Source organism: Mesorhizobium erdmanii USDA 3471, from assembly GCF_000472705.1.
In the GTDB taxonomy this organism is placed as follows: domain Bacteria; phylum Pseudomonadota; class Alphaproteobacteria; order Rhizobiales; family Rhizobiaceae; genus Mesorhizobium; species Mesorhizobium erdmanii.
This window is the reverse complement of sequence record NZ_AXAE01000012.1, coordinates 251,794-276,679: the sequence shown is the minus strand read 5'-3', so window position 1 is coordinate 276,679 and position 24,886 is coordinate 251,794. Positions and strand designations below refer to the sequence as shown.

Here is a 24,886-nt window from a genome sequence, read left to right as displayed (position 1 = left end):
ATCCCCTGCCTTCGTCATCCTAGGGCGAAGCAGGAGCGCAGCTCCGTCGCGGAGACCCTGGGATCCATGTCGCGACACCTGTGAGAAGTCAAAGCGGATCAGGATAAAGCACTACCACCCGTGCTGCAGAGCAAGAGTAATGCATGACGAAGGCGCGGGTACCGCCCTCAATCCGCATCACCCGCGGGCTTGGCCTTGCCGCACTGCGCCAGCACCTTGCCTATGGCGCCGCTCGATCCCTTCAACGGAAAGCTGATCGAACCATACTTGGCCGCGCTGACCGAAATATCGCCCTTCCCGCGCAACAGGTCGAGCAGCGGGTCGGCCTTCGCCAAGTCGACCACGAAATAATTGTACATGGCCTCAAGCTGCAGCGTCTTGGTCACCGTCTTGCCGTCGGCCTTGAAGTCGAACGAGCCGCTTATGCCAGGCTCCAGCTGCTGGCCGCTGGCGCCCAGATCGTAGCTCAGCACCGGATTGTCGAAACAGTTCAGCATCAGATACGCGTCGCCCTTCGGCCCGCCGCAGACCGAGGCGGTCAGCACCTTGCCGCCCTCGTCTTCCTCCATCTTGGCGGTCCAGCCGCTGCACGACGCGGCAAAAGCCGGCGGCGCGGTCTGCAGCGCAAGCACGGCACCGGCGACGACGAGAACTCCCGCTTTCATGATTTCCCCCTGACAATTGCGGCACCCGCCGCCAGCATATAGGAAAAGCGATCCCGTGGCATTGCCTGTTCGGCAAGATCGGGTGGTTCGCTTGGAGAGCGTCGTGTCGAGAGTTCGCCTGTGTCTTCTGCTGGCCGCCCTGGTGGCCTTGCCGCCTGCCGCCCGTGCCGAATGGAAGCCGGTCGAGAAAGTCGAGACCTACGCCATTTCAGGCCAGTCCGGGCCGGAGCTCTACCGGTCGATCGGCGAGAACGGGCCGAATGTCGGCGCTGCCCGCGCCATCGCCCATACCAATTTCAAGCTGACCTGGACGAGGGACTATCAGGCACGGGCCGGCGCCTGCGTGCTGGTTTCGGCCAAGCCGAAGCTCATCATCACCTACACCTTGCCCAGCCCCTCCGCGCCGCTGCCGCCAGCCATCCAGAAGAACTGGGAGGTCTTCCTCGCCGGCGTCAGCGCCCATGAAAAGGTGCATGGCGCCACCATTGTCGACATGGTGCGCAAGATCGAGGCGGCGACCGTTGGCCTGACGGTCGCCGATGACCCCAAATGCAGCAAGATCCGCACCGAGATGACCAAGCGCCTGTCCGCGCTCTCGCAGGCTCAACGACAGGCCAGCCGCGATTTCGACCGTGTCGAACTCGGCCAGGGCGGCAATCTGCAGAAGCTGATCCTCGCTTTGGTGAATGGCGGCTGACGGGGCCATCGCACCGCCGTGGCCTGTCCGCCGCCCCCCTACCGGCTCAAATCCAGCGCGGCACTCAAATCCCCCATCGGCGGCTCGCCATTGCCGGTCAGCGCCTTGTCGCGGGCGACGATGCCTGAAAGCACCGGCAGGTCGTAGCGCGCGGTGATGAAGCGCAGGATCGACGTCGTGTCGTATTGCGTGTGGTCGACCGTACCCATCTTCGCATAGGGCGAGATGATGAAGGCCGGGACGCGGTTGCCCGGACCCCAGCGATCCGCCCTGGGCGGCGCGACATGGTCCCAGAAGCCGCCATTCTCGTCATAGGTGACGACGACCAGCATGTGGCTCCATTGCGGGCTTTTCTCCAGATGCGAAACCAGGTCGGCCAGATGCTGGTCGCCCGATGTCACGTCGGTATAGCCGCCATGCTCGTTGAGATTGCCCTGCGGCTTGTAGAAGCTGACAGAAGGCAGTTTGCCGTCGTCGATCGCCTTGATGAACTCGGTGCCGTCCAGGCCGCCATCCCTGAGATGTTCGCTGCGCGCGGCGGTGCCGGGTGCATAGGCGGCGAAATAGTTGAACGGCTGGTGGTGGAACTGGAAGTTCGGCACCGGCGTCGCGTTCTTGCCGTCGAGCGTCGCCTGCCAGGCGCCGGCATACCAGGCCCAGTCGACCCCTTTCAGCGACAGGAGGTCGCCGATGGTGATGTCGTGCTGCGGCGGCAGCGTGGTGGGCTGCGCCGGATCGGCCAGTGCCTTGTCGCCGCCCTCGACCGGCTTGTTGGCGCTCGGCTGATAGGGCGGCTGCATGGTGTTGACGGCATGGAAATCCGGCGTGATGGCGCCGTCATTGACGAATTTCGGTACGCCGCCAAGTGCCGAGGCCGGCGAATTGTCGGCGACCTTCAGCGTCTTGCCATCGGCCTCGACGACGGCGATCTGCCCTTTCACCGGGCTGGTGTCGGCATGCGGATAGACCGGCGCGCAGGCGCAGGCGAGCATGATATGATTGAGGAAGGAGCCGCCAAAGGCGCCCTGGAAGAAGTTGTCGGCCAGCACGTACTTTTTCGCCACCGCCCACATCGGCAGGCCGGAGCCGTCATAATGGCCCATGACGAGACCGCCGGAATCGGCCCAGGCGGCGAACTTGTCGTTCTTGCCGCCGTCGATCTGCATCTGCTCCTGGTAGAAGCGGTGCCAGAGATCGCGGGTGACCACGGATGTCTTCTCGTTGAAGCCGCTGGCGTCGTCGATGGCGAAGGTGGCATTGGCCAGATGCGCCGACTGCGCCTCGGTCACGACAGGCGTCACCCCCTTGCCGGTCAGCCCGCCCCAGGCCGGCGGCAGTTCCGAAAGCGGCTTGCCGTCGCGGTCGAGCTGGCGTGCCTGGTCGGCCGAGACATTGGCCAGCCCATTGGCGCCGGGAAAGCCGCCATAGAGATTATCGAAGCTGCGGTTCTCGGCGTAGATGACGACGACGGTGTCGATCTTGTCGTAGCCGGGTGGAGCGGCGTGGGCCGTGAAAGGAACCAGGGCCGAACCGGCCAGACAGAAGGACGTGAGGAGCTTGAGCCTCGTCATGGAAAAACCTCGTGGCTTGACTGTGGCTGGAGGACGCGGGAACGACGAACCATGGAGATGCAACTAACGTCGACGCCTTGTCACCTTTGTGACACTTCCTGTCGCTGCGAACACGGTTTCGTGAGCGCCTGGAGCGGTCATCAATCCGTTGCACTCCCTTCTTATTTCCGGGCCAAAGCGGACCATGCCCTTTATAGCGACACGACAGCGACATGACAGCGACACGATGGAACAGCCGGACGGTCGCTATTGCCGCGATAGCGGCAGTCGGCTTTGCCGCGCCCGCCAACACGGCGGGCCCTGATGGCGTTCACCCCGGTCCGCTATCGCGCGCCGAGGCTTTCGCGCGCGCCGAAGCGCTGACCGCGCTTGGTAAAAAGATGTTCTTCGACCCGGGACTGTCGGCGTCGGGAAAGCAGGCATGCTCGTCCTGCCATGACCCGCGCCATGCCTTCGGCCCGGCTTCGGCGACGCCGGTCGAGATGGGCGGGCCGAACCTCGACCAGCCGGGCCTGCGCGCCGTTCCCTCGCTGCGCTATCTGCAGGCCTCGCCCGCCTTCACCGAGCATTTCTACGATTCCGAGGACGAGGGCGACGAGAGCGTCGACAACGGACCGACTGGCGGCCTGACCTGGGACGGACGAGCCGACCATGGCAAGGACCAGGCAAAAATCCCCCTGCTCTCGCCCTTCGAGATGGCCAACAAGGACGCCGCCGCCGTCACGTCAGCACTGAGCAAGGCGGCCTATGCAGGCGACTTCAAGGCGGCCTTCGGTGCCGACGTGTTCGATCATCCGGGTGACGCCTTCGACGCCGCCGCCGAGGCGCTTGGCACGTTCGAGCAGAGCGCTGCCGACTTCTATCCCTATTCCAGCCGTTACGATGCCTTCCTCGCCGGCAAGGCGACCCTTTCAATGCAGGAAATGCGCGGCCGCGCGCTGTTCGAGGACGAAGCGAAAGGCAATTGCGCCAGTTGCCACCTTAGCGAACCGGCCAATGACGGCGAGCCACCGCAATTCACCGATTTCGGCCTGATCGCCATCGCCGTGCCGCGCAACGCGGCAATTCCCGCCAATGCCGATCCCGCCTATGCCGATCTCGGCCTGTGCGGCCCGCTACGCACCGACCTCAAGGGACGGAGCGAGTATTGCGGCCTGTTCAAGACGCCGACGCTGCGCAACGTCGCGCTACGCAAAAGCTTCTTCCACAATGGCGCCTTCCACACACTGCGCGACGCGGTCGCCTTCTACGCCAGCCGCGATACCGACCCCGGCCATTGGTACCCCAAAAACGCCGACGGCTCGGTCAGGCAATATGACGATCTGCCAAAGGCTTACTGGGGAAACTTGAATCAAGACCCGCCCTTTGACGGCAAGAGGCCGGGCGATAAGCCGGCGCTGAACGATGCGGAGATCGACGATATCGTCGCGTTTCTCGGCACGCTCACCGACGCCGACCAGCAGGCGGCGCCAGCGAACTGAACCGCCTCGCCCGGCCTGGTCTGCCCGCCCGCGAAAAATTGGGTTCTCGATCTCCAGGATTTGATGCGCGGCAACAATGGCTAATCGTAAAGAAGGACCTATCCCATTAGCGCTTCCTAAACCGCCATACGGTATCCCTTGCCACTCGAGGATGGGATGTCGATGAACGCATTCAGGCGAGCGGCCGGATTTGTGGTGATCCTGTTGACCGGCGCGGTGATGCTGGTGGCGCTGCGCATCGACAGCCAGCGCGACTACGCGCTGGCCAGGCAACGCTATGTCGAAAACTCCCAGGCGGCGGCCAAGGCGACAGCCAAAACGGTGGAAGACGCCTTGCGGGCCGTCTACGAGAATGTGCGCACGCTGAGCTACCTGCCAAGCGTCCGCAACCTCGACCGGCATGGCACGAACCTTGGCGACGAAGGCCGCGCGACGATCCAGCAGATCTACAACAACCTCGCCAACAACGTGTCGATTTCCGAGGTCTACTTCCTGCCGCTGGATTTCGACCCGGACCGGTTCGATGCCGAAACAGGCAAGCTCGAGGAGCCGATCCTCCAGTTCGACCAGCTGATCGTGAATGCCAAAGCGAGATCCGACGCCGTCGGCGGCGCCAAGCACGCGAAGCTCGACGACAAAGCGCTGACCCGCCCCGCGGAAGAGGTCGAAACCTATGAATACCATGAACTGGCCAAGCAGCTTGCCTGGCTGAAGGCGAACTATCCGAATTCAAGCGCCATCGACGGGCTCAACTTGCCGATCATCGGCACCAAGGAGCTCATCACCTGCGACAACACGGATTTCATACATACCGGCAATGATGCGGATCGCTCCGGCTTCATCCTCTCGGTCCCGGTGTTCGGCCAGGACGGCAGCCTGCGCGGCTCGGTCTCGGCGATCATGCTCACCTCGGCGCTGCGCAAACTCTTGCCGAGCACCGACTACGTCATCGTCAATTCGGGCTACGGCTTCGAATCCGACCAGCACAAGATGTCGACTTCGCTCGCGGCCGATTCCCGTGCCTTCACGGCCGCCGACCCCAACCTGATCTATTCCGAAGTCATCCCGCTCTCGCTCAACGATCCCAGAAGCGCATGGCGTCTTTGGGCTGGTTTTCCCAACAGCCGCTTCGACGCCAATATGGACGCCCAGTCCGTGCGGGAATTCGAGCTGGCCGGCTATGCGGCGGTCGCCGTGGTCACGCTGCTGGCGCTGGCCTGCTGGTATGCGATCGGACGCGCAATGATGATGCAGGCGAATGCCGCCTCGACGTTGGAACTGCGGGTCGAGGAGCGCACCGCCGAGATCCAGCACCTTGCCACGCATGACATTCTCACCGGCCTGCCCAACCGGGGCCTCTTGGCGGACACCATGGACGAGGCGTTGAGAAGCCTCAGGCACGGCGAGAAGCTGGCCGTTCATTGCGTCGACCTCGACCGTTTCAAGCCGGTCAATGACACGCTTGGCCATCCGGTCGGCGACGAGCTTCTCGGGGCGGTGGCGAAGCGGTTGAAGCAGCATGCCGGCGAAACCGCCATGGTGGCGCGAATAGGCGGGGACGAGTTCGTCATCCTTCAGCTCCTGCTAGACGGCAACGACGAGGCCGGCGTGCTGGCAAGCCGTGTCATTCATGCCCTGTCAGACGAATTCTCCATCCAGGGCCACAAGATCAACATCGGCGGCAGCATCGGTATCGCCGTCTTCCCCGACGACGGGCAACGTTCGGAAACCCTTATCCGCAATGCCGACCTTGCTCTGTACAAGGCCAAGATGGAGGGGCGTGGCACCTGCAGGTCGTTCGAGCCGGGAATGGATGCAAGACTGCAGGAGCGGCGCCTGCTGGAATCCGAACTGACTCTTGGCGTGACAAAAGAGCAATTCGTTCTGCACTATCAACCGCTGCACGATGCAAAGACCTCGAAGCTCACCGGCTTCGAAGCGCTGGTGCGATGGAACCATCCGCGCCTCGGTCTCCTGGCGCCTTCGGAGTTCATCCAGTTGGCCGAGGAAACGGCTGTCATCGATGCGCTTGGCGAGTGGATCATGCGGCGGGCCTGCGCCGACGCCGCGAAATGGCCCGTGCCCGTCAAGGTCGCGGTCAATCTCTCGCCGGCCCAGTTCAAGCAGCAGGGGCTATCGCTTCAGGTTGCCTCGGCGCTCGCGGCTTCGGGCCTGCTGCCGTCGCGGCTCGAACTGGAGATCACCGAGTCGGTGCTGCTGGCGAACAACGAAAACACGGTGAGAACGCTGCACAGCCTGCGCGACCTCGGCATCTCCATAGCCATGGACGATTTCGGCACCGGCTATTCCTCGCTGAGCTATCTCAGGTCGTTCCCGTTCAACCGCATCAAGATCGACCGCAGCTTCGTCAGCCTGATGTGCGAGAGCAGCGAAAGCCGGGCGATCGTCAAGGCCGTCGCCGAACTCGGCACCACGCTCGGCATGACGACGACCGCCGAAGGCGTCGAGACCGAAGACCAGTATCGCCTGGTCAGGGAGAACGGCTGCACGGATGTGCAGGGCTGGTTGTTTGGACGCCCAATGCCGGTCTCCGAGCTTCATGCGCTTTTCGAACAGCCAGTGCTTTTGACGGCTTAAGCCCGGCCCTCGCCAGCCTCACAGCGCCCGTATAACGCCCCCATCCACGCGGATGTTCTGCCCGGTGATGTAGCCGGCGCCTTCCGACGCCAGGAACGCAATCGTCGCGGCGATCTCCTCGCTCGTCCCATAGCGCTGCATCGGCACGTTGTCGCGGCGCTCCTCGGTGGCCGGCAGGCTGTCGATCCAGCCGGGCAGCACGTTGTTCATGCGGACATTGTCGGCGGCGTAAGTGTTGGCGAAGATCTTGGTGTAGGCGGCAAGGCCCGCGCGAAAGACCGCCGATGTCGGGAACATCGCGTTCGGCTCGGCCACCCAGGCCGTCGAGATGTTGATGATGGCGCCGCCCTTCTGCTTGACCATCTGCGGCGCCACGATGCGCACCGGCCTGACGACGTTGAGCAGGTAGACATCCATGCCGGTGTGCCACTGCTCGTCCGTGATCTCGAGGATCGGCGCGCGCGGCCCGTGGCCGCCGCTGTTGACCAGCACGTCGATGCGGCCAAACCGCTCTAGCGTCAGGTCGGCGAGGCGCTGCAGATCGTCGTTCGACTGGTTGGAGCCGGTGACGCCCAGCCCGCCCAATTCCTTGGCCAGCGCCTCGCCCTTGCCGGAGGAAGAGAGGATGGCGACCTTGAAGCCGTCCGCCGCCAGGCGCTTCGCCGCCGCTGCCCCCATGCCACTGCCACCGGCCACCACGACAGCCACTTTTTCTACACTCATTGGGTTCTCCTTTCAGCGGGCACCGCGAGCGGTGTTTTCGGGATTTGAACGGTGCTATAGCTGGTTTCTCCGCCCGGTTCGAACCAGAATGGCTGAAATCAACCTGTAGAAAAACTCCTGCATGCCCGAAGCCTTCCTCAGCCTGCCGCCATTGAATGCGCTGCGCGCCTTCGAGGCTTCGGCGCGCCATCTCAACTTCCGCATCGCCGCCGAGGAGTTGAACGTCACGCAAGGGGCGGTCGCCCAGCACATTCGCGGCCTGGAGACCCATCTCGGCACCAAACTGTTCGAGCGTCTGCCGCGCGGCCTGGCGCTGACCGACGGAGGCCGCGCCTATGTCCCCAACATCCGCCGCGCCTTCGACCTGATCTCGGAGGCGACGCTTTTGCTGCGCCCCGAGCCGGCGCGGCTGACGATCAGCGTGACGCCGAGTTTTGCCACCAAATGGCTGATCCCCAGGCTGCAGCATTTCATGGCCGGCAATCCGCTGGTCGACCTGCGCGTGCTGGCCAGCGAAAGCCTGTCGAGCTTCCAGGCCGACGGCGTCGACATCGCGGTCAGACAAGGTCGGCCGCCCTTCGGCGCCGGCCTCATCGTCGACCTGTTGTTTCCCCAGCAGATCATCGCGATCTGCAGCCCAGCCCTGCTGCCCGCCGGCACGACCGAAATCGCCGCGGCCGACATCCAGCATCACGTCCTGCTCCACGACGCGCACAATCTGTGGCCGGAATTCATGGAAAAGGCCGTCGGCCTGAAGATGACGGTCGAGCTCAAACGCATGCGCTTCAACCAGACCGGGCTCGCCATAGACGCGGCCCTCGCCGGCCAGGGCATCGCACTGGCCAGCCGCTTTCTGGTCGAGACCGATCTTGCCGCCGGGCGGTTGGTCCAGCCGGTCCGTGGCGAGATGCGCGGCACCCAGGATTTCCATGTCGTGATGCCGAGAAAACAGCGCCACCCCGAGCCGACGCAGGCCGTGCGGCAATGGCTGCTGGATGCGGGGGAAGCGCTGCCAGCCCAAAGCCCGTCGCCCTGAAACGGATCCCTGCGACGCGCATCATGAGGCAGTTCGGCGAGGATTGGGGCGGACCATGGCATTGTAGGCGGCTGCCGATTGGGAAAGACCGCGCGGTTTGACTGGATGCGAAATCATTTTTACGAGTAACGGATGCAGTCGAACTCCTCCCCAAAAATCGTCATCATCGGCGGCGGCATTGCCGGCCTGTCGGTGGCCGCCGCCTTGCGCGACTGGGCAGCGGTCACCGTCATCGAGCGCGAGCCGCATCTGGGCTACCACGCCAGCGGCCGCTCCGCCGCTTTGTTCACCGAGACCTACGGAAACCGGCTGGTGCGCGGCCTGACGCTGGCCAGCCGGCAGGCCATCGTCGAGGGCGGCTTCGCCACCCATCGGCGCGGCGCGTTGCATGTCGGCTGGCGCGGCGACGATGCGGCGATCGACAAGCTGGCCGGCGAATTGCACGCGCTGGTGCCCAGCGTATGCCGCCTGTCGGCGGCCGAACTTCACGCGCTGGTTCCGGTCATCGCCACAGAAGCCACCTGCGGCGGCGTCTATGAGCCGGACGCGATGGATGTCGACACGGCCAGGATGCTGGCGTCCTGCGCTTCTGCGGTGAAATCCAGCGGCGGCCTGATCCGCACCGGCGAGGAGGTTCGCGCCATATCACTCGACGGGAGCGCTTATCGGGTTGAAACGAGCGCCGGCATCTACTCAGCCGACATCGTCGTCAACGCCGCCGGCGCCTGGGTCGATGTCGTTGCCGGCCTGGCGGGGCTCGCGGGCCTCGGCTTCCGGCCGAAACGGCGCACCGCCTTCCTGTTCGATCCGCCCGCCGGCATGGACATCGCCGGCTGGCCGCTGGTGGTCGACCTGCACGAACAGTTCTATTTCAAACCCGATGCCGGCCGGCTGATCGGCTCGCTCGCCGACGAAACGGACTCCGAGCCTTGTGACGCCTGGCCGGAAGATATCGACGTCGCCATCGCCGTCGACCGCATCGAACAGGCGACGTCGATGCGCATTGGCCGGCCTTCGACGCCATGGGCGGGCCTGCGGACCTTTTCGCCCGACCGCACACCGGTCGCCGGCTTCGATCCGCGCCTGCCCGGCTTCTTCTGGCTCGGCGGCCAGGGCGGCTACGGTTTCCAGGTATCGCTGACGCTGGCGAGGCTGAGCTCGGCGCTGATGCGCGGCCTGCCCTTGCCGCGGGACGTTACCGCACTGGGCGTCACCGCCGCGGCGCTGGCGCCCGACCGTTTCCTGGTCCCGGCGTGATCCCGCGTCGGACCTCGCAATGAGCAGCAGTCGGCTCCGGCAACCGCCTGTGCTTCCAGGCCAGCGGCCTGCACCCGGTGGTGATCAGGCGATCCCGTTTCTACCGGGATGGTGACCCACGAGACAGCATGGCAAACAAGGAGCGACGCGACCGACGGCATCAGTCGCGTCCACGTCGTTCGAAGAGATGGAGATACTGTTCGAACACGAAAAGCCTGTTGCGCCTTTGGCCTGTTACTTCGACCAGAACGCCATGATTGATTAAGTCGGCAATCAGCGAGGTGGCCGTATTGGTCGTCGTGTCCAGCAAAGTGGTGACGCCCTTCACGTCGACAAGCGGTTTCCTGTAGAGATGCCTTACAAGCTGCTGCGCGTTGCCTTGACGACGATAGCTGAAACGCGGCAGCGTTTCACGTTCTATATGTTCCTTCAGCACCAGAATCTTCCGGAACACGTCGGCAGAAGCGCGCGCGGTCTCCTCTACTCCGTGGAGGAAGAAGATCAGCCACTCACGCATATGGTTGCCTTCACGAACGGCCATCAGGTGATCGATATAGGCGGTTTTGTTGCGTTCGAAATAATCGGACAGGTAAAGCGCCGGTTTGACGAGGAGCCCCTGCGAAGCCAGGTAGAGCGAGATCATGAGGCGGCCCAGCCGTCCGTTGCCATCCAGGAATGGGTGGATGGTTTCAAATTGATAGTGAGCGATCGCGATGCGGATAAGCGGCGGCAAGCGCAGGCTGTCGTCATGGATGAATTTCTCCATGTCACTCATGAGCTCGGGCACATGCTCGTGATGCGGCGGTACGAACACCGCGTTTCTCAGGCTCACGCCGATCCAGTTCTGGCTGGTTCGAAATTCCCCAGGCTGCTTGGTTTCGCCGCGCACGCCCTGCATGAGGATGGCATGCGTTTCCTTCAGCAGCCTGTTTGAGAAAGGCAGGCGCTGCAGGCTGTCAATGGCGCTGTTGATCGCCTGGATGTAGTTCTGCACCTCCCCCCAATCGTCACGAGCGTCGGGAGACAAGTCCTCGATCTGCTTGAAGGCGTCCTCGATATTGGTCTGGGTGCCTTCGATCCGGCTGGACTGGGTGGCTTCCTTCGCGACGTACATGCTAATGAAAAAATCGATGTCGGGAACGAGTTGCGCGAATGCGTTCAATTCACCCAGTGCGCGATCGGCGCGGCTAAGCACGTCTATGACGTACGGGTCGGAGACTATCCAGGGATGATTGATCGAGGCTGGCGCGAAACTGCGATATTCCAATCGCTTTTCGTACTTTCCCGCCTTGTAAGCCGATAGATCCATATTTCAGAAAAAGCCGTGATTTCTGCAATAAGATAATCCTTATGTCAGATTCCGCCAGCTTCCAATAGCTATTTCATTTTCCGATGAGGTTTCTGAAATAAGAGCCTGACTGTTTCAGAAACTTTCGGCATTGCGATTTTCGCCTGGCAAGCAGCCTGAACCCGGTCGTCGATCAGGCGATCCGCATCGTTCTCGATTGACCACGCTCAGCCGCCCTGCCCGGACGATGGGTCGGGCAGGCCCGGTACCATCTGGCTCAGCACGCGATCACGTAAGAAGACATGATGGAAGATGGCCGCGGCCGCATGCAGGCCGGCGAGCCACATGATGATATCGCCGAGCGTGCCATGGATTTCCGCCAGCGGCGCACCCCAGGCGCCTGAAAACGGACCGATCGCTCCAAGGCCGTAGATCGTCACCGGGTGCCCGCCGAACAAGGCGCCGATCATGGCCGTCGCAGGGACCGCGAACAGCAGAGCGTAAAGCGCCCAATGCGTTGCTTTCGAAGCAAGCTCCATCCAGCCAGGCATCGCTGGAGCGTCGGGAATGCGGTCGAAAAGGCGCCAGACCAAGCGAATGACCAACAAACAGAGAACCGAGAAGCCAAGCGACTCGTGCAGCAGCAATGTCGATGCCCTCGCCGTGGAATAGACGCGTTCGGGCGGCCCGCCAGCGGACACCAGGAATGCGGCGAGCACCAGCAGAGCAGTCAGCCAATGGAGAGCCTGGGCAAGGCGCCCAAAACGGGTTGTCGAGCCGGAAAGCGACATGCGAAGACTCCTGTCGAGGTGAGAAAACCCTGGCGAGGGTGAACGTGCGGCTATTTTCCTGGTTCCTCAAGTAACATGAGTTTTACGGCGCATATCGGTTGGGTTCGCTGGCGGCGCTTCCTGCGGCACGAACCCCTACCCTTCCTCCGTCCAGATCAGGCGCAGCAGGCGCAGCAGCGTCGCCCGCTCCTTTTCCGTCAGTCGATTCAGGAACCGGTCCTCGTGCCGGCGCACCTGTCGCCGCCACCCGGGCATGGCCTCGCTTGCGGCCCGCGTCAGCGTCAGCACCCGCACTCGCTTGTCCTGCGCATGGTCGTCGCGTTCGACCAGCCCGCGCTCTTCAAGCTCGGCCAGCAGCGGCGCCATGTTGGCGCTCTTCATGCCGAGCAGACGGCCGAGCTCGGCCGCGCTGATGCCGGGCCGCTCGTCGATCAGCGCCAGCATGCCGTAGGTGACCGGGCGCAGCGCCGCATCGGCCAGCTCGACCGCGAAATCGTTGAGCGCGAAGGTCGAGGCGCGCCTCAGATTGTAGCCGATCTGTGCGTCGAGCGCGTCCTCGGCCATCGCACCTCGCGCGGCGGTACCGGCGTGAACCTTTGCATCATCCATGCTGCAACCGATCGCCGCGATGCCCCCTCTTGTCAAGCGAAAAACACTATGCAACATAGCAACCATTATAGCTATGCTCCATAGCAAATTTCACCAACGCCAATAAGGAGCGGGAGGATACCGACCATGACCGAAGAGACCGTTGCCTTCGACGTCGAGAACGGCATCGCCTGGGTGCGCTTCAACCGGCCGGACAAGCGCAACTGCATGAACCCGGCACTCAACCGGCGCATGATGGAGGTTCTCGACGCGCTCGAGTTCCGCGACGATGTCGGCGTGCTGGTGCTGTCTGGCGAAGGCAGCGCCTGGTCGGCGGGCATGGACCTCAAGGAGTATTTTCGCGAGACCGAGGCCAAGGGTCTTGGCGCCATCCGCAAGGCGCAAGCGGAAGCCTATGGCTGGTGGCGACGCCTGCGCTGGTACGGCAAGCCGACCATCGCCATGGTCAATGGATGGTGCTTTGGCGGCGGCTATGGCCCGCTCTTCGCCTGCGACCTCGCCTTTGCCGCCGACGAGGCGCAATTCGCTCTGTCCGAGATCAACTGGGGCATCCTGCCCGGCGGCGGCGCTACCAAGGTGGTGGTAGACCTCCTGTCGATGCGTGACGCCATGTACCACGCACTGACCGGCGAGCTCATCGACGGCAGGAAGGCCGCCGCCTGGAGGCTGGTCAATGAAAGCCTGCCGCTGGCCGACCTCAAGGCGCGCGTCACCGAGGTCGCGAACATTTTGCTGAAGAAGAACCCGATTGCGCTCAAGGCAACCAAGGACGCCATCCGCCGCGTTGCCGAAATGACCTACGACAATGCCGAGGACTATCTGGTGCGGGCACAGGAGGCGGCAAACTCATTCGACAATCAGGGCCGCAAGGAAGGCATCCGCCAGTTCATCGACGAAAAGAGCTACAAGCCCGGCCTCGGCGCCTACGACAAGGCCAGATGACGCCCCGGAAGACGCCATAGACCACCACCGACGCAATCTGGGAGGAGATGCGAATGCCGGCCTTCACGACATCGGATCCGGTGGCCCTTCATGCAGGCCTGCAGCCGGATCGCTTTGCCTGCGTCGACCTGGCATCCGGCAGGCGCTGGAGCTACGCCGCATTCGACGAGGCCATCCAGCGCGCCGTCGGGGTGCTTGAAACCGGCTACGGCATCGAACCGGGGCAGCGGATCGCCACGCTTGCCCGCAACAGCGCCGATCTCCTGATCCTGCAGCAGGCCGCAATGCGGCTCGGCGCCATTTTCGTGCCAGTCAACTGGCGGCTCGCAAGCGCGGAGCAGCAGGTGATCCTTGCCGATTGCGATCCTGCGCTGCTGGTGCACGACACCGCCCTTGAGACGGTGCTGCCCAAGGACTGCAAAGCAATCGAAGTCCCCTCCTTCGCTAAAGCGGTCGCGGCGCGGGCGCCGGCGCCGCGCCGTCCCTTGCCGGCCAGCGATGCGCCGTCGATCATCCTCTATACGTCCGGCACATCGGGCCGGCCAAAAGGCGTCATCGTCACTGAACGCAATGCATTGGCCACGGCGGTCAATTTCGGCGTGCTCGGACGGGTCGGCAATGCCAGCGTCTTCCTCTGCGACGCGCCGATGTTCCATGTCATCGGCCTCATCACCAATCTGCGTCCGCCGCTGCTCCAGGGCGGTACGGTGCTGATCTCGCCCGGCTTCGATGCCGGCGCCACCAATCGTCGCCTCGCCGATCCGGCACTTGGCGTCACCCACTATTTCTGCGTGCCGCAAATGGCCAGGATGCTTCGCGACCACCCGGATTTCGCGCCGGCGCGCTGGGCCTCGCTCACCGCCATCTTCACTGGCGGCGCGCCCAACCCGGCCGCCGATGTCAAATGGTGGCTGGCGCAAGGCATCCGCATGGTCGACGGTTTCGGCATGACGGAGGCAGGCACGGTGCTCGGCATGCCGGTCGAGGCCGACCGGATCGCCGGCAAGGCGGGTTCCGCCGGCCTTGCCGCGCCGACGATCGGCCTGCGCATCGTCGACGACGATGGCGGCGACGTCGCCGCCGGCGAGCCGGGGGAAATATGGCTGTCCGGCCCCTCGATCACCTCAGGCTACTGGAACCGGCCGGAAGAAACCGAGCATGCCTTCACTACCGATGGCTGGTTCCGCACCGGCGACATCGCGCGGCAGGACGAAGACGGCTTCGTCACCCTCGTCGATCGCCGCAAGGACATGTTCATCTCCGGCGGAGAGAATGTTTTTCCGGTCGAGATCGAAATGGTGCTGCTCGATCATCCCGACATCGCCGAAGCAGCCGTGATCGGCGTCGCCGACGCGCGCTGGGGCGAAGTTGGGCGCGCTTTTGTCGTGATGAAGACTGGCCGCATTCTCGATCAGGCCGGTCTGGCAAGCCACTGCGGTGCCCGTATCGCCCGCTACAAGGTGCCGAAGGAGTTCGTGTCCGCCGATGCGCTGCCGCGCACCGGCTCCGGCAAGATCCAGAAACACATCCTTCGCGGCTGGACAGGCGGCGGTCGGGACTGAACCATCCAGCTAATGCATGTCGCCCAGACGTGACCTCTGTTCTGGGAGAACGACATGCATAAAAACAAAGGCCTAAAGCGCGTCGAATGAATCCGTTTCGACGCGGCGCGCTTTAGCCGGCGGCGATCGAAAGATCGCCACGGCCGCCGCGACGATCTCCGCATTGTCCTTGGCCACGGTTCCATCGGCCAGCGTCTTGCCGTCTTCCAGCCCGACGCGCGTCGACCAGCGTCTTTGGCGCGCAAGTTCCACGAATGGCCAGACGGTGGCGTCGACGCCGTGCAGCAGGATCGGCCGCCGCGCTTCGGCTCGCTCGAGCACGGCGGCGATGCCGTGTGCCTCGTCGAGCGCGGCTGACAAATCCTGGATGTCGATCTCGATCAGGATGCGCAGCACCTGGCCATGATCGGCAAGGCCGACGAAGCGCTCGGCATCTTGCGTCGTCGCAAGTCCGGCTTCGATGCCGACGCCGCGCCGGCGCAACAGCTCCATCACGGCGGGCGCGTCGGCCTCCGACAGATTGACCGATGCGTAGTCGGGCAGCTCGCGCCAGCCGGTGATCGCCGCGCGGGTTCGGGTCACATCGTTCTCGATCCAGGCGCCCGTCGACACGCCGACCAATTTGCCCGGGCAGATCAGGCGCACGGCAAGCACCGTCGCGTCGACGGCGGCCAGGCTTTCGCGCCCGTCAGCGCCGCGCGGATGGATGTGCAGTTCGGCCGCACCGGCGGCAACGCAGGCCGCGGCGTCGCCGGCCATGGCCTGTGCCGTCAGCGGCAGCTTCGGGTGGAAATCACGTGGACGCGCGCCGTTGATGCAGGCCTGGACAATCATGGATGTCACCTCGGACAAGGGAGGTGGCAGTCTAGCCGCGCCGCAATACGTGGCAAAGGCTTGGAGACGTCACTCCTGACAGCGTCCCGGTCGCGCACCCCTTCCCTGCACAGTACCCGGCATTTAAATAAAAACCGCCTGTGGATATTTACCCGGCATTCCGCCCGGCGGGGCAAAAGACATTAGGGCGGGATCATGGAGGGTACCATTGACCAGCGATTTTTCAGCAGCCCGCATCCATCTCGAACGCGCCTACGACTATCTGCGCGGCAATGACGAGACGAGCCGCTCGACATGCGAGGCCCTCGACCTCTTGATCGAGATGGTGGCGGAAGCACAGCACAGGCGGCCCGAGGCCGGCGTCGTGGATTTTCCGCACCAGACGATGCGGCAAGTCTATTGAGATCTGTAGAGTTTCGGGTGAGGTCCGCCTCACCCGAAACTCTATCGATCACGATGCCTTGCGGGCCGTCGCCACCTCGCCCGCACGCGCGACAATCCGCTCCAGCGGCTCGGGCCGGTGCAGCAGAAAACCCTGGCCGAAGGCGACCCCCATATCGTCGAGCATGGCCAAAATGTCCTGCCGCTCGATCTTCTCGCCCACCACGTCGCAGCCAAGACTGCGGGCGATACTGGTGATGGCCAGCACGATCTCCCGGTCGAAGCGGCTCTCGGCGATGTGCTCGATGAAGGAGCCGTCGATCTTGATGGCATCGACCGGAAAACGCCTGAGATATTCGAACGAGCTCATGCCGGCGCCGAAATCGTCGAGGCTGACTTTGCAGCGCCGCTCGCGCGCCTTGCGCACGAACGTCTCGGCGGCGTCGAAATTGGTGACGGCGGCGGTTTCGGTGATCTCGAAGCCGATGCCGGAATGCGGCACCCCTGTTTGCTCGATGATGCTGTCGACGAAATCCCACAGCCCCGGATCGCTCAGCGTCTGCGCCGACAGGTTGAAGCCGAGCGTGATCGCGCCCGACTTCATCGCCGCGCCATGCAGCGAGAGCGCCGTGCGGATGATCCAGCGGTCGAGCCTGGCGGCAATGCCGAAGCGTTCCGCCGCAGGGATGAATTCGCTGGGCGGGATGAGCTTGCCGCTGCGTCCGGCAAGCCGCGCCAACACCTCGACATGGCGGCTTTCCTGCCAGGGCTTGCCCAGCCTGTGGATCTCCTGGCCGAACAGCTTCAGCCGGCCGTCCTCCATGGCGTCGACCGTGTCGGCGGCGAGCCGCGCCGCGTTGAGGCCGCCGGAATTTGCCTCGGCCGAAAACACCGCGAAACGGTCGCGCCCGGCGGCCTTGGCCGCGTAGCAGGCGTCGTCGGCACAGGCCAGCGCGTCGGCCACCGTGGTTGTCCGGTCGCTGACGATGGCGATGCCGATGCTCGCCGCGAGCCGCCGAGAGGTCGCGGCAACACCGAGATCGGCGCCGCGCACGGCCGCCAGTATGACGCCGGCCAGCCGTTCGGCCTGCGCCTCGTCGCAATGGGGCACCAGCAAGGCAAACTCGTCGCCGCCGAGCCGCGCCGCATGCGCCGATGGCGGCAGACAGCGGCCGATGCCCACCGCCACGCTCTTCAGCGCCAGATCGCCCGCGGCGTGGCCGGCGAAGTCGTTGAGCGCCTTGAAGTAGTCGAGATCGACATAGAACACCGCCAGCGGCACGCCGGTGGCGATATGGTCGGCCAGCAGCCTGTCAAAGGCGGCGCGGTTCCACAGGCCGGTCAGCGCGTCGTGGCGGGCGGCGAAGGCAAGCTCCTGTTCGCGCAGCTTGTCCTCGGTGATGTCGCGCACCGTGCCAAGGACCTGGCCGGCGGCGCCGGCGGCGGCGACGAAGCGCACCAGCGATTCGACATGGCGTATCTCGCCGTCGCGCTTGATGATGCGGTATTGCCAGGCGGTAACCGCATCCGAGCCGGGTGACGGCCGGTGGGCGCGCTCGGTGGCTTCCTTGTCGTCGGGATGCAGAAAGCTGTGCCAGAGGTCGCCCGGCACCTCGTCGGTATCCGCGACGAGGCCGAACATGTCCCTGGTGCGGGCGTCCCAATAGCTTTTGTTGGTGGCGATGTCGTAATGCCAGATGCCGGTGCCGCTCGCCGCCAACGCCAGGCGGAAGCGCACATTGACCTGTTCGAGCGCGGCTTCGGCGGCCTTCTGCTTCGAGATGTCGGTCTGCACGCCCATCAGCCGCAGCGGCTGTCCGTCAGCGCCGCGCTCGACGATGCCGCCGCGGTCGAGCACCCACACCCAGTGACCCTCTTTGTGCTTCAGCCGCAGTTCTGTCTCGATGGTATCGGTCAGCCCGGCAATGTGCCGGTCGCCACTGGCCAGTGCCCGCTCTCGGTCGTCGGGATGGGTGAGTCGCAGCCACAGATCGCTGGTGTTGGCGAGCTCATCTTCTTCGTAGCCCAGCATTCGCGCCCAGGTCGCCGAATAGAAGCAGTCGCCTGTGCGAAGATCCCAGTCCCAGACACCAAGATGGGCTCGCTCCAGGGCCTTGGCCCAGAACGCTCCATTGCGACTTTTCTTGCCCTGACGCGCCATAGTCTGTTTTCGCCTGCTCCACCCACCGGGCAATCTGCGGCAAAACCAGAGAAGAAACAGTTACCGGAACGCGTCAAAGGTTGCATCCCTGCCTTCTTCCCCGCAGCCGCCGTCTTTCGATTGGCCGGCAAGAACCGGAGTTTTGCGCGGCGCCGATCGTCCTAGTGCTGGCCCGGGTCACACCGATGACCAGCCAAGCACAAAGGACCCTGCCAATGAACAAACAGCAAGACAACAAGGCCGTCGTCGTCAGATGGTTCACCGACTTCTGGGGTGAAACCTGCGACCTGTCCGTCGTCGACGCCATCGCCGCGCCCGACATGCTGCTCAAATATTCCCTGCACGAGCCGCGCCGGGGCCACGACGACATCAAGGCCTTCATGACCGATTTCCGTGCCGCCTTCCCGGACCTCAACTTCTGGGCCACCGCCGATCTCATCGCCGAGGGCGACTATGTCGTCGGCCAGTGGGAGGGCGGCGGCACACATACCGGCCCGGCTTTCGGCGATTTCCTCGCCGGTTCGCTGCCCGCCGCCACCGGCCGCGCCATGCGCTTCACCGGCACCACGGTGCTCAAGGTGATCGACGGCAGGATCGTCGAGGAGATCGGTCTCGACGACGGCATCGCGGCGCTGACACAGCTCGGACTGATCAAGGCTGCCTGATTTTACAGGGCCATCGCCGGCCCGGCGATGGCCCTGCTTCGACCACGGCCGAAGCTCGGCAACTTTTCGGGATGTTCGCAAACGGCTCCGCGCTCATGAATACTCATGCATTTGACGCAGACATCTTCGTCAACAAATCCTTGATGGAAAAGGAAGAATTATAGATGTATAATATTTGCAGTCATGGTCATTTCCAAAGCGGAACTGAATATTAATACTTAACGAGCCAAAATGCCCTTGGTAAGGCATTGGGCTTTTTGGCGGGTTTTTTCAATGCGTGCGTACACCGGTCAGCGCGACGGCGAACGCCGTTCGCTTGCCATTTTTGACCTGGACATCGCCGCGACGAGGAGCGGCTGGCTGCTGACCGCCCTGTGCCTGGCCTATGCCCTGGCCGCGCTTTACCTGCAGCCAAGCCGCTATCTGCACCTGGCGCAATCCTACGCCCAGCCATTCGCCTTCTTCCTGCCCGCGCTTCTTGCCGCCGGCCTCGGCCTAATGGCATTGACATTCGCCAGACATAGCCCGACGCGATTCATGCTCGACATGCTCAGGCAGCGCTGGTTGGGCGCCGCACCGGTGATCCTCCTGTTCTTTCTCGGCATCACCGCCTTCACCACATTCAAGATCACCATACCGGAGGTCGTCCCATACTATGCCGACCGCATGCTGGCGGAGCTTGATCTTAGGCTGCATGGCTCCGATCCCTGGACATGGGCGCACAGCATCGTGCCCGAACCCATCTCGGCCGTCATCTTCATCGGCTACGGATATGGCTGGCACGTGCAATGGTTCGGCACTTTGCTGTTCGTCGCCTTCTGGAACAACCCGGCAGGGCGTTTGCGTTATCTGTGGGCGATCACATTGACCACGATCCTCTGCGGTAGCGTTCTGGCGATGGCGCTGTCCTCCACGGGGCCGCTATTTTATGACCAGTTCTACGGCGGCGACCGGTTTGCCGCATTGCAGACCGCGCTCACGCGGAACGGCTATGCCGCGCCGGTCCATACCTATGCCAGCTATCTGCTCACGGTCTACGCAAGCGGCCGCCCGGAACTCGGTGGCGGCATCTCGGCCATGCCAAGCATGCATGTCGCCTTCGTCACGCTCAACGCGTTCTTCCTGAGCGGTTTCGGGCGCCGCTGGGCCGTCGCCGGCTGGTCCTTCGCGGCACTTATCCTGTTCGGCTCGGTCTACACCGGCTGGCACTATGCGGTGGATGGCTACCTGTCGATCCTGGTCGTATCCGTGCTCTGGTACCTGACCGGGCGTTTCGGCCTGCCGCAAGCGAGCCGGGACACCGCCGGGATCGGACTGCCGTTGCCCGAGCCGGCAACGCGATGATCGCTTCCGGCTGAGGCCCGGCAAACCACCCCACTGCCTTTCGGCCAGGCGGCATTGGCGCCACCTGGCCTTGGCCGCTACTGACTCGGCGCCATCGCATGCTCGCACGACACTTTCGGGTTCATGTCGGCGAAAGTGCCGGCCGGGTTGCCCTTCCAGGCCCAGACGTGGAGTTCGTAGAATTCGCCCAGGCCATAGCGATTGGGCGCGCTGTTGAAGTTGAACAGCTGTCCGTCGAGCGATGCCGGTCCCTTCGAGGTGATGTATTCGACCGCCACGAGCTGCAGCTTGCCGTCGGCCATCGGCTCGTACATCACCGCTTCGGGACGGGCGATGTCGATCTTGTCATCCTTGAGATACTGGCTGTTGACGTAGTGGATGCCCATGGCACCGCCGGTGATGCCGCTGGCGCAGGGAATCGGCGCATAGCCCTCGGCTACCGCCGCCTTGGCGTCCAGGAACCGGCTGTTTGCGGCCCGCACCTTGTCGGCCAGCGGACTGGAGCCGGACGCGGCTTCAGCCGCTTGCTGATGCGCCTGTGCAAAGGGGGCGCAGACGGCCAGCACGGCCGCCGCCATGAGTAGCCTGTTGCGAAAGATTGATGTCATCGTCATTCCATTCTTCTTGAAAAGGCACAGCTGGCCGGCCGCCGAAAATACGGAGGCCTGGCAGGCAAGCGCTGTGACCGTTGTTGCTTGGAGATCCCGAAATCGATGTGACGACTGCCGGGAAGGATCATCCTTTCGGCAGATACGAGATCGTTCCGGCCAGATCCGTGTCGTCGATCAGCTGGAAGCGGCTGTCGCTGCCATCCTGACGCGCCGAAACAAAAGGCGCATAGGCCGGATCGTTGGTGAAGGCGCGCGCCGCCGCTTCCGACGGGAACGCCATCAGGGCGATCAGCGTGGTATCGAGCGGCTTGCCCTCGAGCGTCTTCACATTGCCGCTGCGCGACAGATATTTGCCGCCATGCTTGTGAACGATGTCGTGCACCGAGGCGGCGTATTCCGGCACCCATTTCGGGTCCTTCATCTTGATGTCGGCAATTAGGTAAGCAGTCATGGTCGTCTCCTGGTTGCGGCGCACAGGGGCATCCCGTGCAACCGGCCAAAGGGCTCGCATGGCAGGACCCTCGCCAACCAGTCCGCGATCTGTACCAGTGCATGTCGCCCAGAAGTGTGCAGCGGTTCTGGGACAGCGACATGCATCAAAACAAAGACTTAAAAGCGCGTCGCCTGAATCCGTTCCAGAGCGACGCGCGTTAGGCGGTACAGTTTCCGTACTGGCCGCTTCATTCATGAGGGCCTAATGTTCGGCCCGGTTTCGAGGGAGGAACATCAGAGATGACCCAGCATGGATACAAGCAGTTCTGCCCGCTATCGATGGCCGCCGAGGTTCTGTGCACCCGCTGGACGATGGTGCTGATGCGCGAACTGGTGGCGGGTTCGACCCGTTTCAACGACCTGCGCCGCGGCGTGCCCAAAATGTCGCCGACGCTTCTGTCGCAAAGGCTCAAGGAACTCGAGCTCGCCGGTATCGTCGAACGCAAGGAGGTCCAGGGCGAGAAGGGGATTTTCGAATATCGGCTGACCGAAGCCGGCCGCGATTTACGCCCGGTGGTCGAGGCGATGGGCTTCTGGGGACAGAAATGGGTCGAGTCCCGGCTTTCGCTGAAGAACCTCGATCCGTCGCTTCTGATGTGGGACATGCGGCGCAATCTGAACCCCTCGCCGCTGCCGGAGGGACGCACCGTGATCCAATTTCTGTATCAGGACCTGCCGGCATCCAAACGGTCGTGGTGGCTGATCGTCGAGAAGCATGGCGAGGTCGATCTGTGCTGGTACGATCCGGGCTTCGATGTCGACCTCTACGTCTCGACCGACCTGCACACGATGACGGCGATCTGGATGGGAGTGCTCACGGTCGAAAAGGCCGGTGCGAAAGTTGCCCTGACCGGCGACCAGGCCATCGGCAAGAAGATGCAGACCTGGCTCGGCCTCAGCCCGTTCGCGGTGGAACCCAAGCGCGCGGCGTAGGAGGGTCTGGCGGCGGCTTAGGCGCGCTTGCGGCCCCTGTCATTTGCGAGGTGATAGGGTTGCAAGAGGACTTCGGCAGGAATGTTCCATTCCTTGTTCAGTTTGAAGACCATATCCAGGGTGAGAGCCCGCTTTCTGTTCAGCACCTCAGTCGCCCGAGGTGATGATCCGATCACGTCGGCCAGAGCCTTTCGCGACAGGCTGAACAGTTGCATGTGCGACCGAATGGCTTCAACGGGATCGGGCGCTTCGATCGGGTAGCGCTTATCCTCATAAGCCTCGATTAGCGTTGCGAGGACATCGAAGCGGTCACCATCAAGAGAGCCGGGCTCCGGCTCATTCTCGAAATATTTGGTGATTTCGGCAATTGCCCAATCATAATCGGCTTCGGTCTTAATGGGTCGAATATTCTCCATCACACCTTCTCCGGATCAACCTTGTCATACTCTCGATGCGTCCCGACGAATTTGATCAGAACGCGGTGAAACTTGTAGGCGACGTGGACAATCAGGCGGTACTTGTTGCCGCCAACATCGAAAATGACTCGATTGTCGCCCACGAAATCGACTGTCGCTCCAAATGCGTTTTTGATGTCTGTCGGAGTCTTCCAGTCAGCATTGCTGACAGCCACATACCAAGCTGTGAAAGGAGCTTCGGCCTGATTGTGTTTGGCCCAAAAATCCTTCAGCGCTTTCTTAGCGATGATCTGCATGTCTCGATATAGCAATTTCCCAAATTGGGAACAAGAGGAACCTTCCCAATCTGGGAAGGACCGGGGCATCCTGACATTTTGCAGGAAACGGGTGGCGGGCCTGGCTCCCGTCGATTTCAATGCGGCCATGTTCATCACCCTGGCCAGAGATCTGAAATCCACGCCGCTGCCTGTCGCCGACGACCCGCGCTGGGCGCGCATCCTCGCGCGCGACAAATCGGCGGACGGGCAATTCTGGTATTCGGTGGCGACGACCGGCGTCTACTGCCGGCCCTCCTGCCCGTCGCGGCGCGCCAACCCGGCCAATGTCCAGTTGCACGACACGCTGGTGCAGGCGAAAGCCACCGGCTTTCGCGCCTGCCGGCGCTGCAACCCGGACGGCCCCTCGCTCGATGCCGGCAATGCCGCGATGGTGGCGAATGCCTGCCGCAGGATCGAACAGAGCGAGCAAGAGCCCTCGCTCATCGAACTGGCGCACGCCGCCGGCCGCAGTCCCGGCTATTTCCACCGCGTCTTCAAGGCGATCACCGGGCTGACACCGAAGGATTATGCCGCCGCGCACCGTTCCGCCCGGGTTCGCCGGGGTCTTGAAGACGGCGCCAGCGTGACCGCGGCCATCTACGACGCGGGCTTCAATTCGAGTGGGCGTTTCTACGAGAAATCGACCGGCATGCTCGGCATGACGCCGACGCGCTACCGCGCCGGCGGCGCCAACGAGGACATACGCTTCGCCGTCGGCCAGTCCTCGCTTGGCGCCATCCTGGTCGCGTCGAGCAGAAAGGGCGTCGCCTCGATCCTGCTCGGCGACGATCCGGACGCGCTTGTGCGCGACCTCCAGGACCGTTTCCCCAAGGCACGGCTGATCGGCGGCGACCGCGACTACGAGGCGCTGGTCGCCCGCGTCGTCGGCTTCGTCGAGGCCCCGCGGCTCGGTCTCGACCTGCCGCTCGACGTGCGCGGTACCGCATTCCAGCAGCGCGTCTGGCAGGCCTTGCGGGATATCCCGGTTGGCGGCACGGTTTCCTATGCCGAGATCGCGCGGCGCATCGGCGCGCCGAAGGCAACCCGCGCCATCGCCGCCGCCTGCGCCGCCAACAGCCATGCCGTGGCCATTCCCTGCCATCGCGTGATCCGCAAGGATGGCGCGCTCTCCGGCTATGCCTGGGGCGCCGAGCGCAAGCGCGCGCTGCTCGACCGCGAGGCGGGCGGGCCGGCGAAGGCCGCCGACAGGACCGACCTGTCCGCGCGGGCCTGACGAGGACCCGCGATGCGCGCGATGGCCAGGTCTTCCGCCGCCGGTGCCAACATCGAGATCGCCACCGGTGTCGCCGTCGACCGGGCGGACGCCAGATCGCTGGTGTTGGCCGCCATCGGCGAACTGGTCGACGCCGGCAACGCCGAATGGAGCCGCAGCGGGACGGGTGAGATCGAGCTGCGGCTGTTGTCAGGCGAAGTGTTCGTGCTGGGCGAGGTGTCCGTCACGCGTGTCGCATAGGTGCGCTCAACGCTCTACGCCACAAAAACTCGGCGATG

At 63.7% G+C, this 24,886-nt stretch carries 25 protein-coding genes; 13 read left to right on the top strand and 12 right to left on the bottom strand.

From position 1 onward, the window contains the following. Positions 1-167: 167 nt before the first annotated feature. Positions 168-665 carry a hypothetical protein gene (locus tag A3AU_RS0108725; protein ID WP_027052458.1) on the bottom strand — a complete coding sequence of 166 codons (498 nt, stop codon included), beginning with the start codon at positions 663-665 and terminating at the stop codon, positions 168-170. A 103-nt stretch (positions 666-768) separates the two neighbouring features. Here A3AU_RS0108725 and A3AU_RS0108720 point away from each other — a divergent pair, with 103 nt between their 5' ends. Then, positions 769-1,362, top strand: a complete 594-nt coding sequence (locus tag A3AU_RS0108720) for a DUF922 domain-containing Zn-dependent protease (RefSeq protein ID WP_027052457.1) — start codon at positions 769-771, stop codon at positions 1,360-1,362. Positions 1,363-1,400: 38 nt separating this feature from the next. Here the strand turns inward: A3AU_RS0108720 and A3AU_RS0108715 are convergent, their stop codons facing one another. Continuing rightward, complete coding sequence (locus tag A3AU_RS0108715; protein WP_027052456.1) at positions 1,401-2,933, bottom strand: acid phosphatase; 1,533 nt, start codon at positions 2,931-2,933, stop codon at positions 1,401-1,403. A gap of 212 nt (positions 2,934-3,145) precedes the next feature. Between A3AU_RS0108715 and A3AU_RS0108710 the strand changes: the two genes are divergently transcribed. Together A3AU_RS0108710 and A3AU_RS01000000135160 are read left to right on the top strand one after the other, a co-directional pair. Continuing rightward, positions 3,146-4,414, top strand: a complete 1,269-nt coding sequence (locus tag A3AU_RS0108710; protein ID WP_027052455.1) for a cytochrome-c peroxidase — start codon at positions 3,146-3,148, stop codon at positions 4,412-4,414. Positions 4,415-4,576: 162 nt separating this feature from the next. Next, entirely contained in the window at positions 4,577-7,012 is a 2,436-nt protein-coding gene (locus A3AU_RS01000000135160) for a putative bifunctional diguanylate cyclase/phosphodiesterase (protein WP_027052454.1), read from the top strand. Between the two features lie 18 nt (positions 7,013-7,030). Here A3AU_RS01000000135160 and A3AU_RS0108700 read toward each other — a convergent pair whose 3' ends face one another. Beyond that, positions 7,031-7,735, bottom strand: coding sequence for an SDR family oxidoreductase (locus A3AU_RS0108700; RefSeq protein WP_027052453.1), 705 nt, complete (start codon positions 7,733-7,735; stop codon positions 7,031-7,033). Between the two features lie 121 nt (positions 7,736-7,856). On the opposite strand from A3AU_RS0108700, the gene A3AU_RS0108695 reads away from it, so the two are divergent. Continuing rightward, entirely contained in the window at positions 7,857-8,771 is a 915-nt protein-coding gene (locus tag A3AU_RS0108695; RefSeq protein ID WP_027052452.1) for a LysR substrate-binding domain-containing protein, read from the top strand. Between the two features lie 132 nt (positions 8,772-8,903). Continuing rightward, positions 8,904-10,028 carry an NAD(P)/FAD-dependent oxidoreductase gene (locus A3AU_RS0108690; RefSeq protein ID WP_027052451.1) on the top strand — a complete coding sequence of 375 codons (1,125 nt, stop codon included), beginning with the start codon at positions 8,904-8,906 and terminating at the stop codon, positions 10,026-10,028. Between the two features lie 160 nt (positions 10,029-10,188). On the opposite strand, the gene A3AU_RS0108685 is transcribed toward A3AU_RS0108690, so the two are convergent. From A3AU_RS0108685 to A3AU_RS0108675, 3 genes are all read right to left on the bottom strand, one after another. Beyond that, positions 10,189-11,295, bottom strand: a complete 1,107-nt coding sequence (locus A3AU_RS0108685; RefSeq protein ID WP_245235439.1) for a Fic family protein — start codon at positions 11,293-11,295, stop codon at positions 10,189-10,191. Positions 11,296-11,543: 248 nt separating this feature from the next. Then, positions 11,544-12,107 carry a cytochrome b gene (locus A3AU_RS0108680; RefSeq protein ID WP_027052449.1) on the bottom strand — a complete coding sequence of 188 codons (564 nt, stop codon included), beginning with the start codon at positions 12,105-12,107 and terminating at the stop codon, positions 11,544-11,546. Between the two features lie 135 nt (positions 12,108-12,242). Then, a complete protein-coding gene (locus tag A3AU_RS0108675; protein ID WP_154674552.1) occupies positions 12,243-12,671 on the bottom strand; it encodes a MarR family winged helix-turn-helix transcriptional regulator in 429 nt (142 codons plus the stop codon). A gap of 171 nt (positions 12,672-12,842) precedes the next feature. Between A3AU_RS0108675 and A3AU_RS0108670 the strand changes: the two genes are divergently transcribed. Both A3AU_RS0108670 and A3AU_RS0108665 read left to right on the top strand, forming a co-directional pair. After that, the gene (locus A3AU_RS0108670) at positions 12,843-13,658 is read left to right on the top strand and encodes a p-hydroxycinnamoyl CoA hydratase/lyase (RefSeq protein WP_027052447.1); all 816 of its coding nucleotides are present in this window, start codon (positions 12,843-12,845) and stop codon (positions 13,656-13,658) included. 53 nt (positions 13,659-13,711) lie between these two features. Continuing rightward, a complete protein-coding gene (locus A3AU_RS0108665; RefSeq protein ID WP_027052446.1) occupies positions 13,712-15,220 on the top strand; it encodes an AMP-binding protein in 1,509 nt (502 codons plus the stop codon). A 72-nt stretch (positions 15,221-15,292) separates the two neighbouring features. On the opposite strand, the gene A3AU_RS01000000135155 is transcribed toward A3AU_RS0108665, so the two are convergent. Further along, positions 15,293-16,054: a 3-keto-5-aminohexanoate cleavage protein gene (locus A3AU_RS01000000135155; RefSeq protein ID WP_051355317.1), complete on the bottom strand. Its 762-nt coding sequence runs from the start codon at positions 16,052-16,054 to the stop codon at positions 15,293-15,295. A 208-nt stretch (positions 16,055-16,262) separates the two neighbouring features. On the opposite strand from A3AU_RS01000000135155, the gene A3AU_RS0108655 reads away from it, so the two are divergent. Further along, positions 16,263-16,457: a hypothetical protein gene (locus A3AU_RS0108655; protein WP_027052445.1), complete on the top strand. Its 195-nt coding sequence runs from the start codon at positions 16,263-16,265 to the stop codon at positions 16,455-16,457. 48 nt (positions 16,458-16,505) lie between these two features. Here A3AU_RS0108655 and A3AU_RS0108650 read toward each other — a convergent pair whose 3' ends face one another. After that, entirely contained in the window at positions 16,506-18,596 is a 2,091-nt protein-coding gene (locus A3AU_RS0108650) for an EAL domain-containing protein (RefSeq protein ID WP_027052444.1), read from the bottom strand. Positions 18,597-18,811: 215 nt separating this feature from the next. Here A3AU_RS0108650 and A3AU_RS0108645 point away from each other — a divergent pair, with 215 nt between their 5' ends. Together A3AU_RS0108645 and A3AU_RS0108635 are read left to right on the top strand one after the other, a co-directional pair. Further along, complete coding sequence (locus A3AU_RS0108645) at positions 18,812-19,261, top strand: ester cyclase (protein ID WP_027052443.1); 450 nt, start codon at positions 18,812-18,814, stop codon at positions 19,259-19,261. Positions 19,262-19,534: 273 nt separating this feature from the next. Further along, complete coding sequence (locus tag A3AU_RS0108635; protein ID WP_027052442.1) at positions 19,535-20,605, top strand: phosphatase PAP2 family protein; 1,071 nt, start codon at positions 19,535-19,537, stop codon at positions 20,603-20,605. 77 nt (positions 20,606-20,682) lie between these two features. Here A3AU_RS0108635 and A3AU_RS0108630 read toward each other — a convergent pair whose 3' ends face one another. Both A3AU_RS0108630 and A3AU_RS0108625 read right to left on the bottom strand, forming a co-directional pair. Next, a complete protein-coding gene (locus A3AU_RS0108630) occupies positions 20,683-21,219 on the bottom strand; it encodes a hypothetical protein (RefSeq protein WP_418001063.1) in 537 nt (178 codons plus the stop codon). Between the two features lie 121 nt (positions 21,220-21,340). Then, complete coding sequence (locus A3AU_RS0108625) at positions 21,341-21,667, bottom strand: DUF1330 domain-containing protein (protein WP_027052440.1); 327 nt, start codon at positions 21,665-21,667, stop codon at positions 21,341-21,343. 281 nt (positions 21,668-21,948) lie between these two features. On the opposite strand from A3AU_RS0108625, the gene A3AU_RS0108620 reads away from it, so the two are divergent. Next, positions 21,949-22,641, top strand: coding sequence for a winged helix-turn-helix transcriptional regulator (locus A3AU_RS0108620; RefSeq protein WP_027052439.1), 693 nt, complete (start codon positions 21,949-21,951; stop codon positions 22,639-22,641). A gap of 17 nt (positions 22,642-22,658) precedes the next feature. Here A3AU_RS0108620 and A3AU_RS0108615 read toward each other — a convergent pair whose 3' ends face one another. Then, positions 22,659-23,057, bottom strand: a complete 399-nt coding sequence (locus A3AU_RS0108615; RefSeq protein ID WP_027052438.1) for a helix-turn-helix domain-containing protein — start codon at positions 23,055-23,057, stop codon at positions 22,659-22,661. After that, positions 23,057-23,353 (bottom strand): type II toxin-antitoxin system HigB family toxin, encoded by a 297-nt coding sequence (locus A3AU_RS0108610; protein WP_027052437.1) that lies wholly within the window; start codon positions 23,351-23,353, stop codon positions 23,057-23,059. The genes A3AU_RS0108615 and A3AU_RS0108610 overlap by 1 nt, the downstream gene beginning before the upstream one ends. 127 nt (positions 23,354-23,480) lie before the next feature. Between A3AU_RS0108610 and ada the strand changes: the two genes are divergently transcribed. Together ada and A3AU_RS0108600 are read left to right on the top strand one after the other, a co-directional pair. After that, entirely contained in the window at positions 23,481-24,608 is a 1,128-nt protein-coding gene (gene ada / locus A3AU_RS0108605; protein WP_032917072.1) for a bifunctional DNA-binding transcriptional regulator/O6-methylguanine-DNA methyltransferase Ada, read from the top strand. Between the two features lie 21 nt (positions 24,609-24,629). Beyond that, entirely contained in the window at positions 24,630-24,848 is a 219-nt protein-coding gene (locus A3AU_RS0108600) for a hypothetical protein (RefSeq protein WP_245235438.1), read from the top strand. Positions 24,849-24,886: the final 38 nt, after the last annotated feature.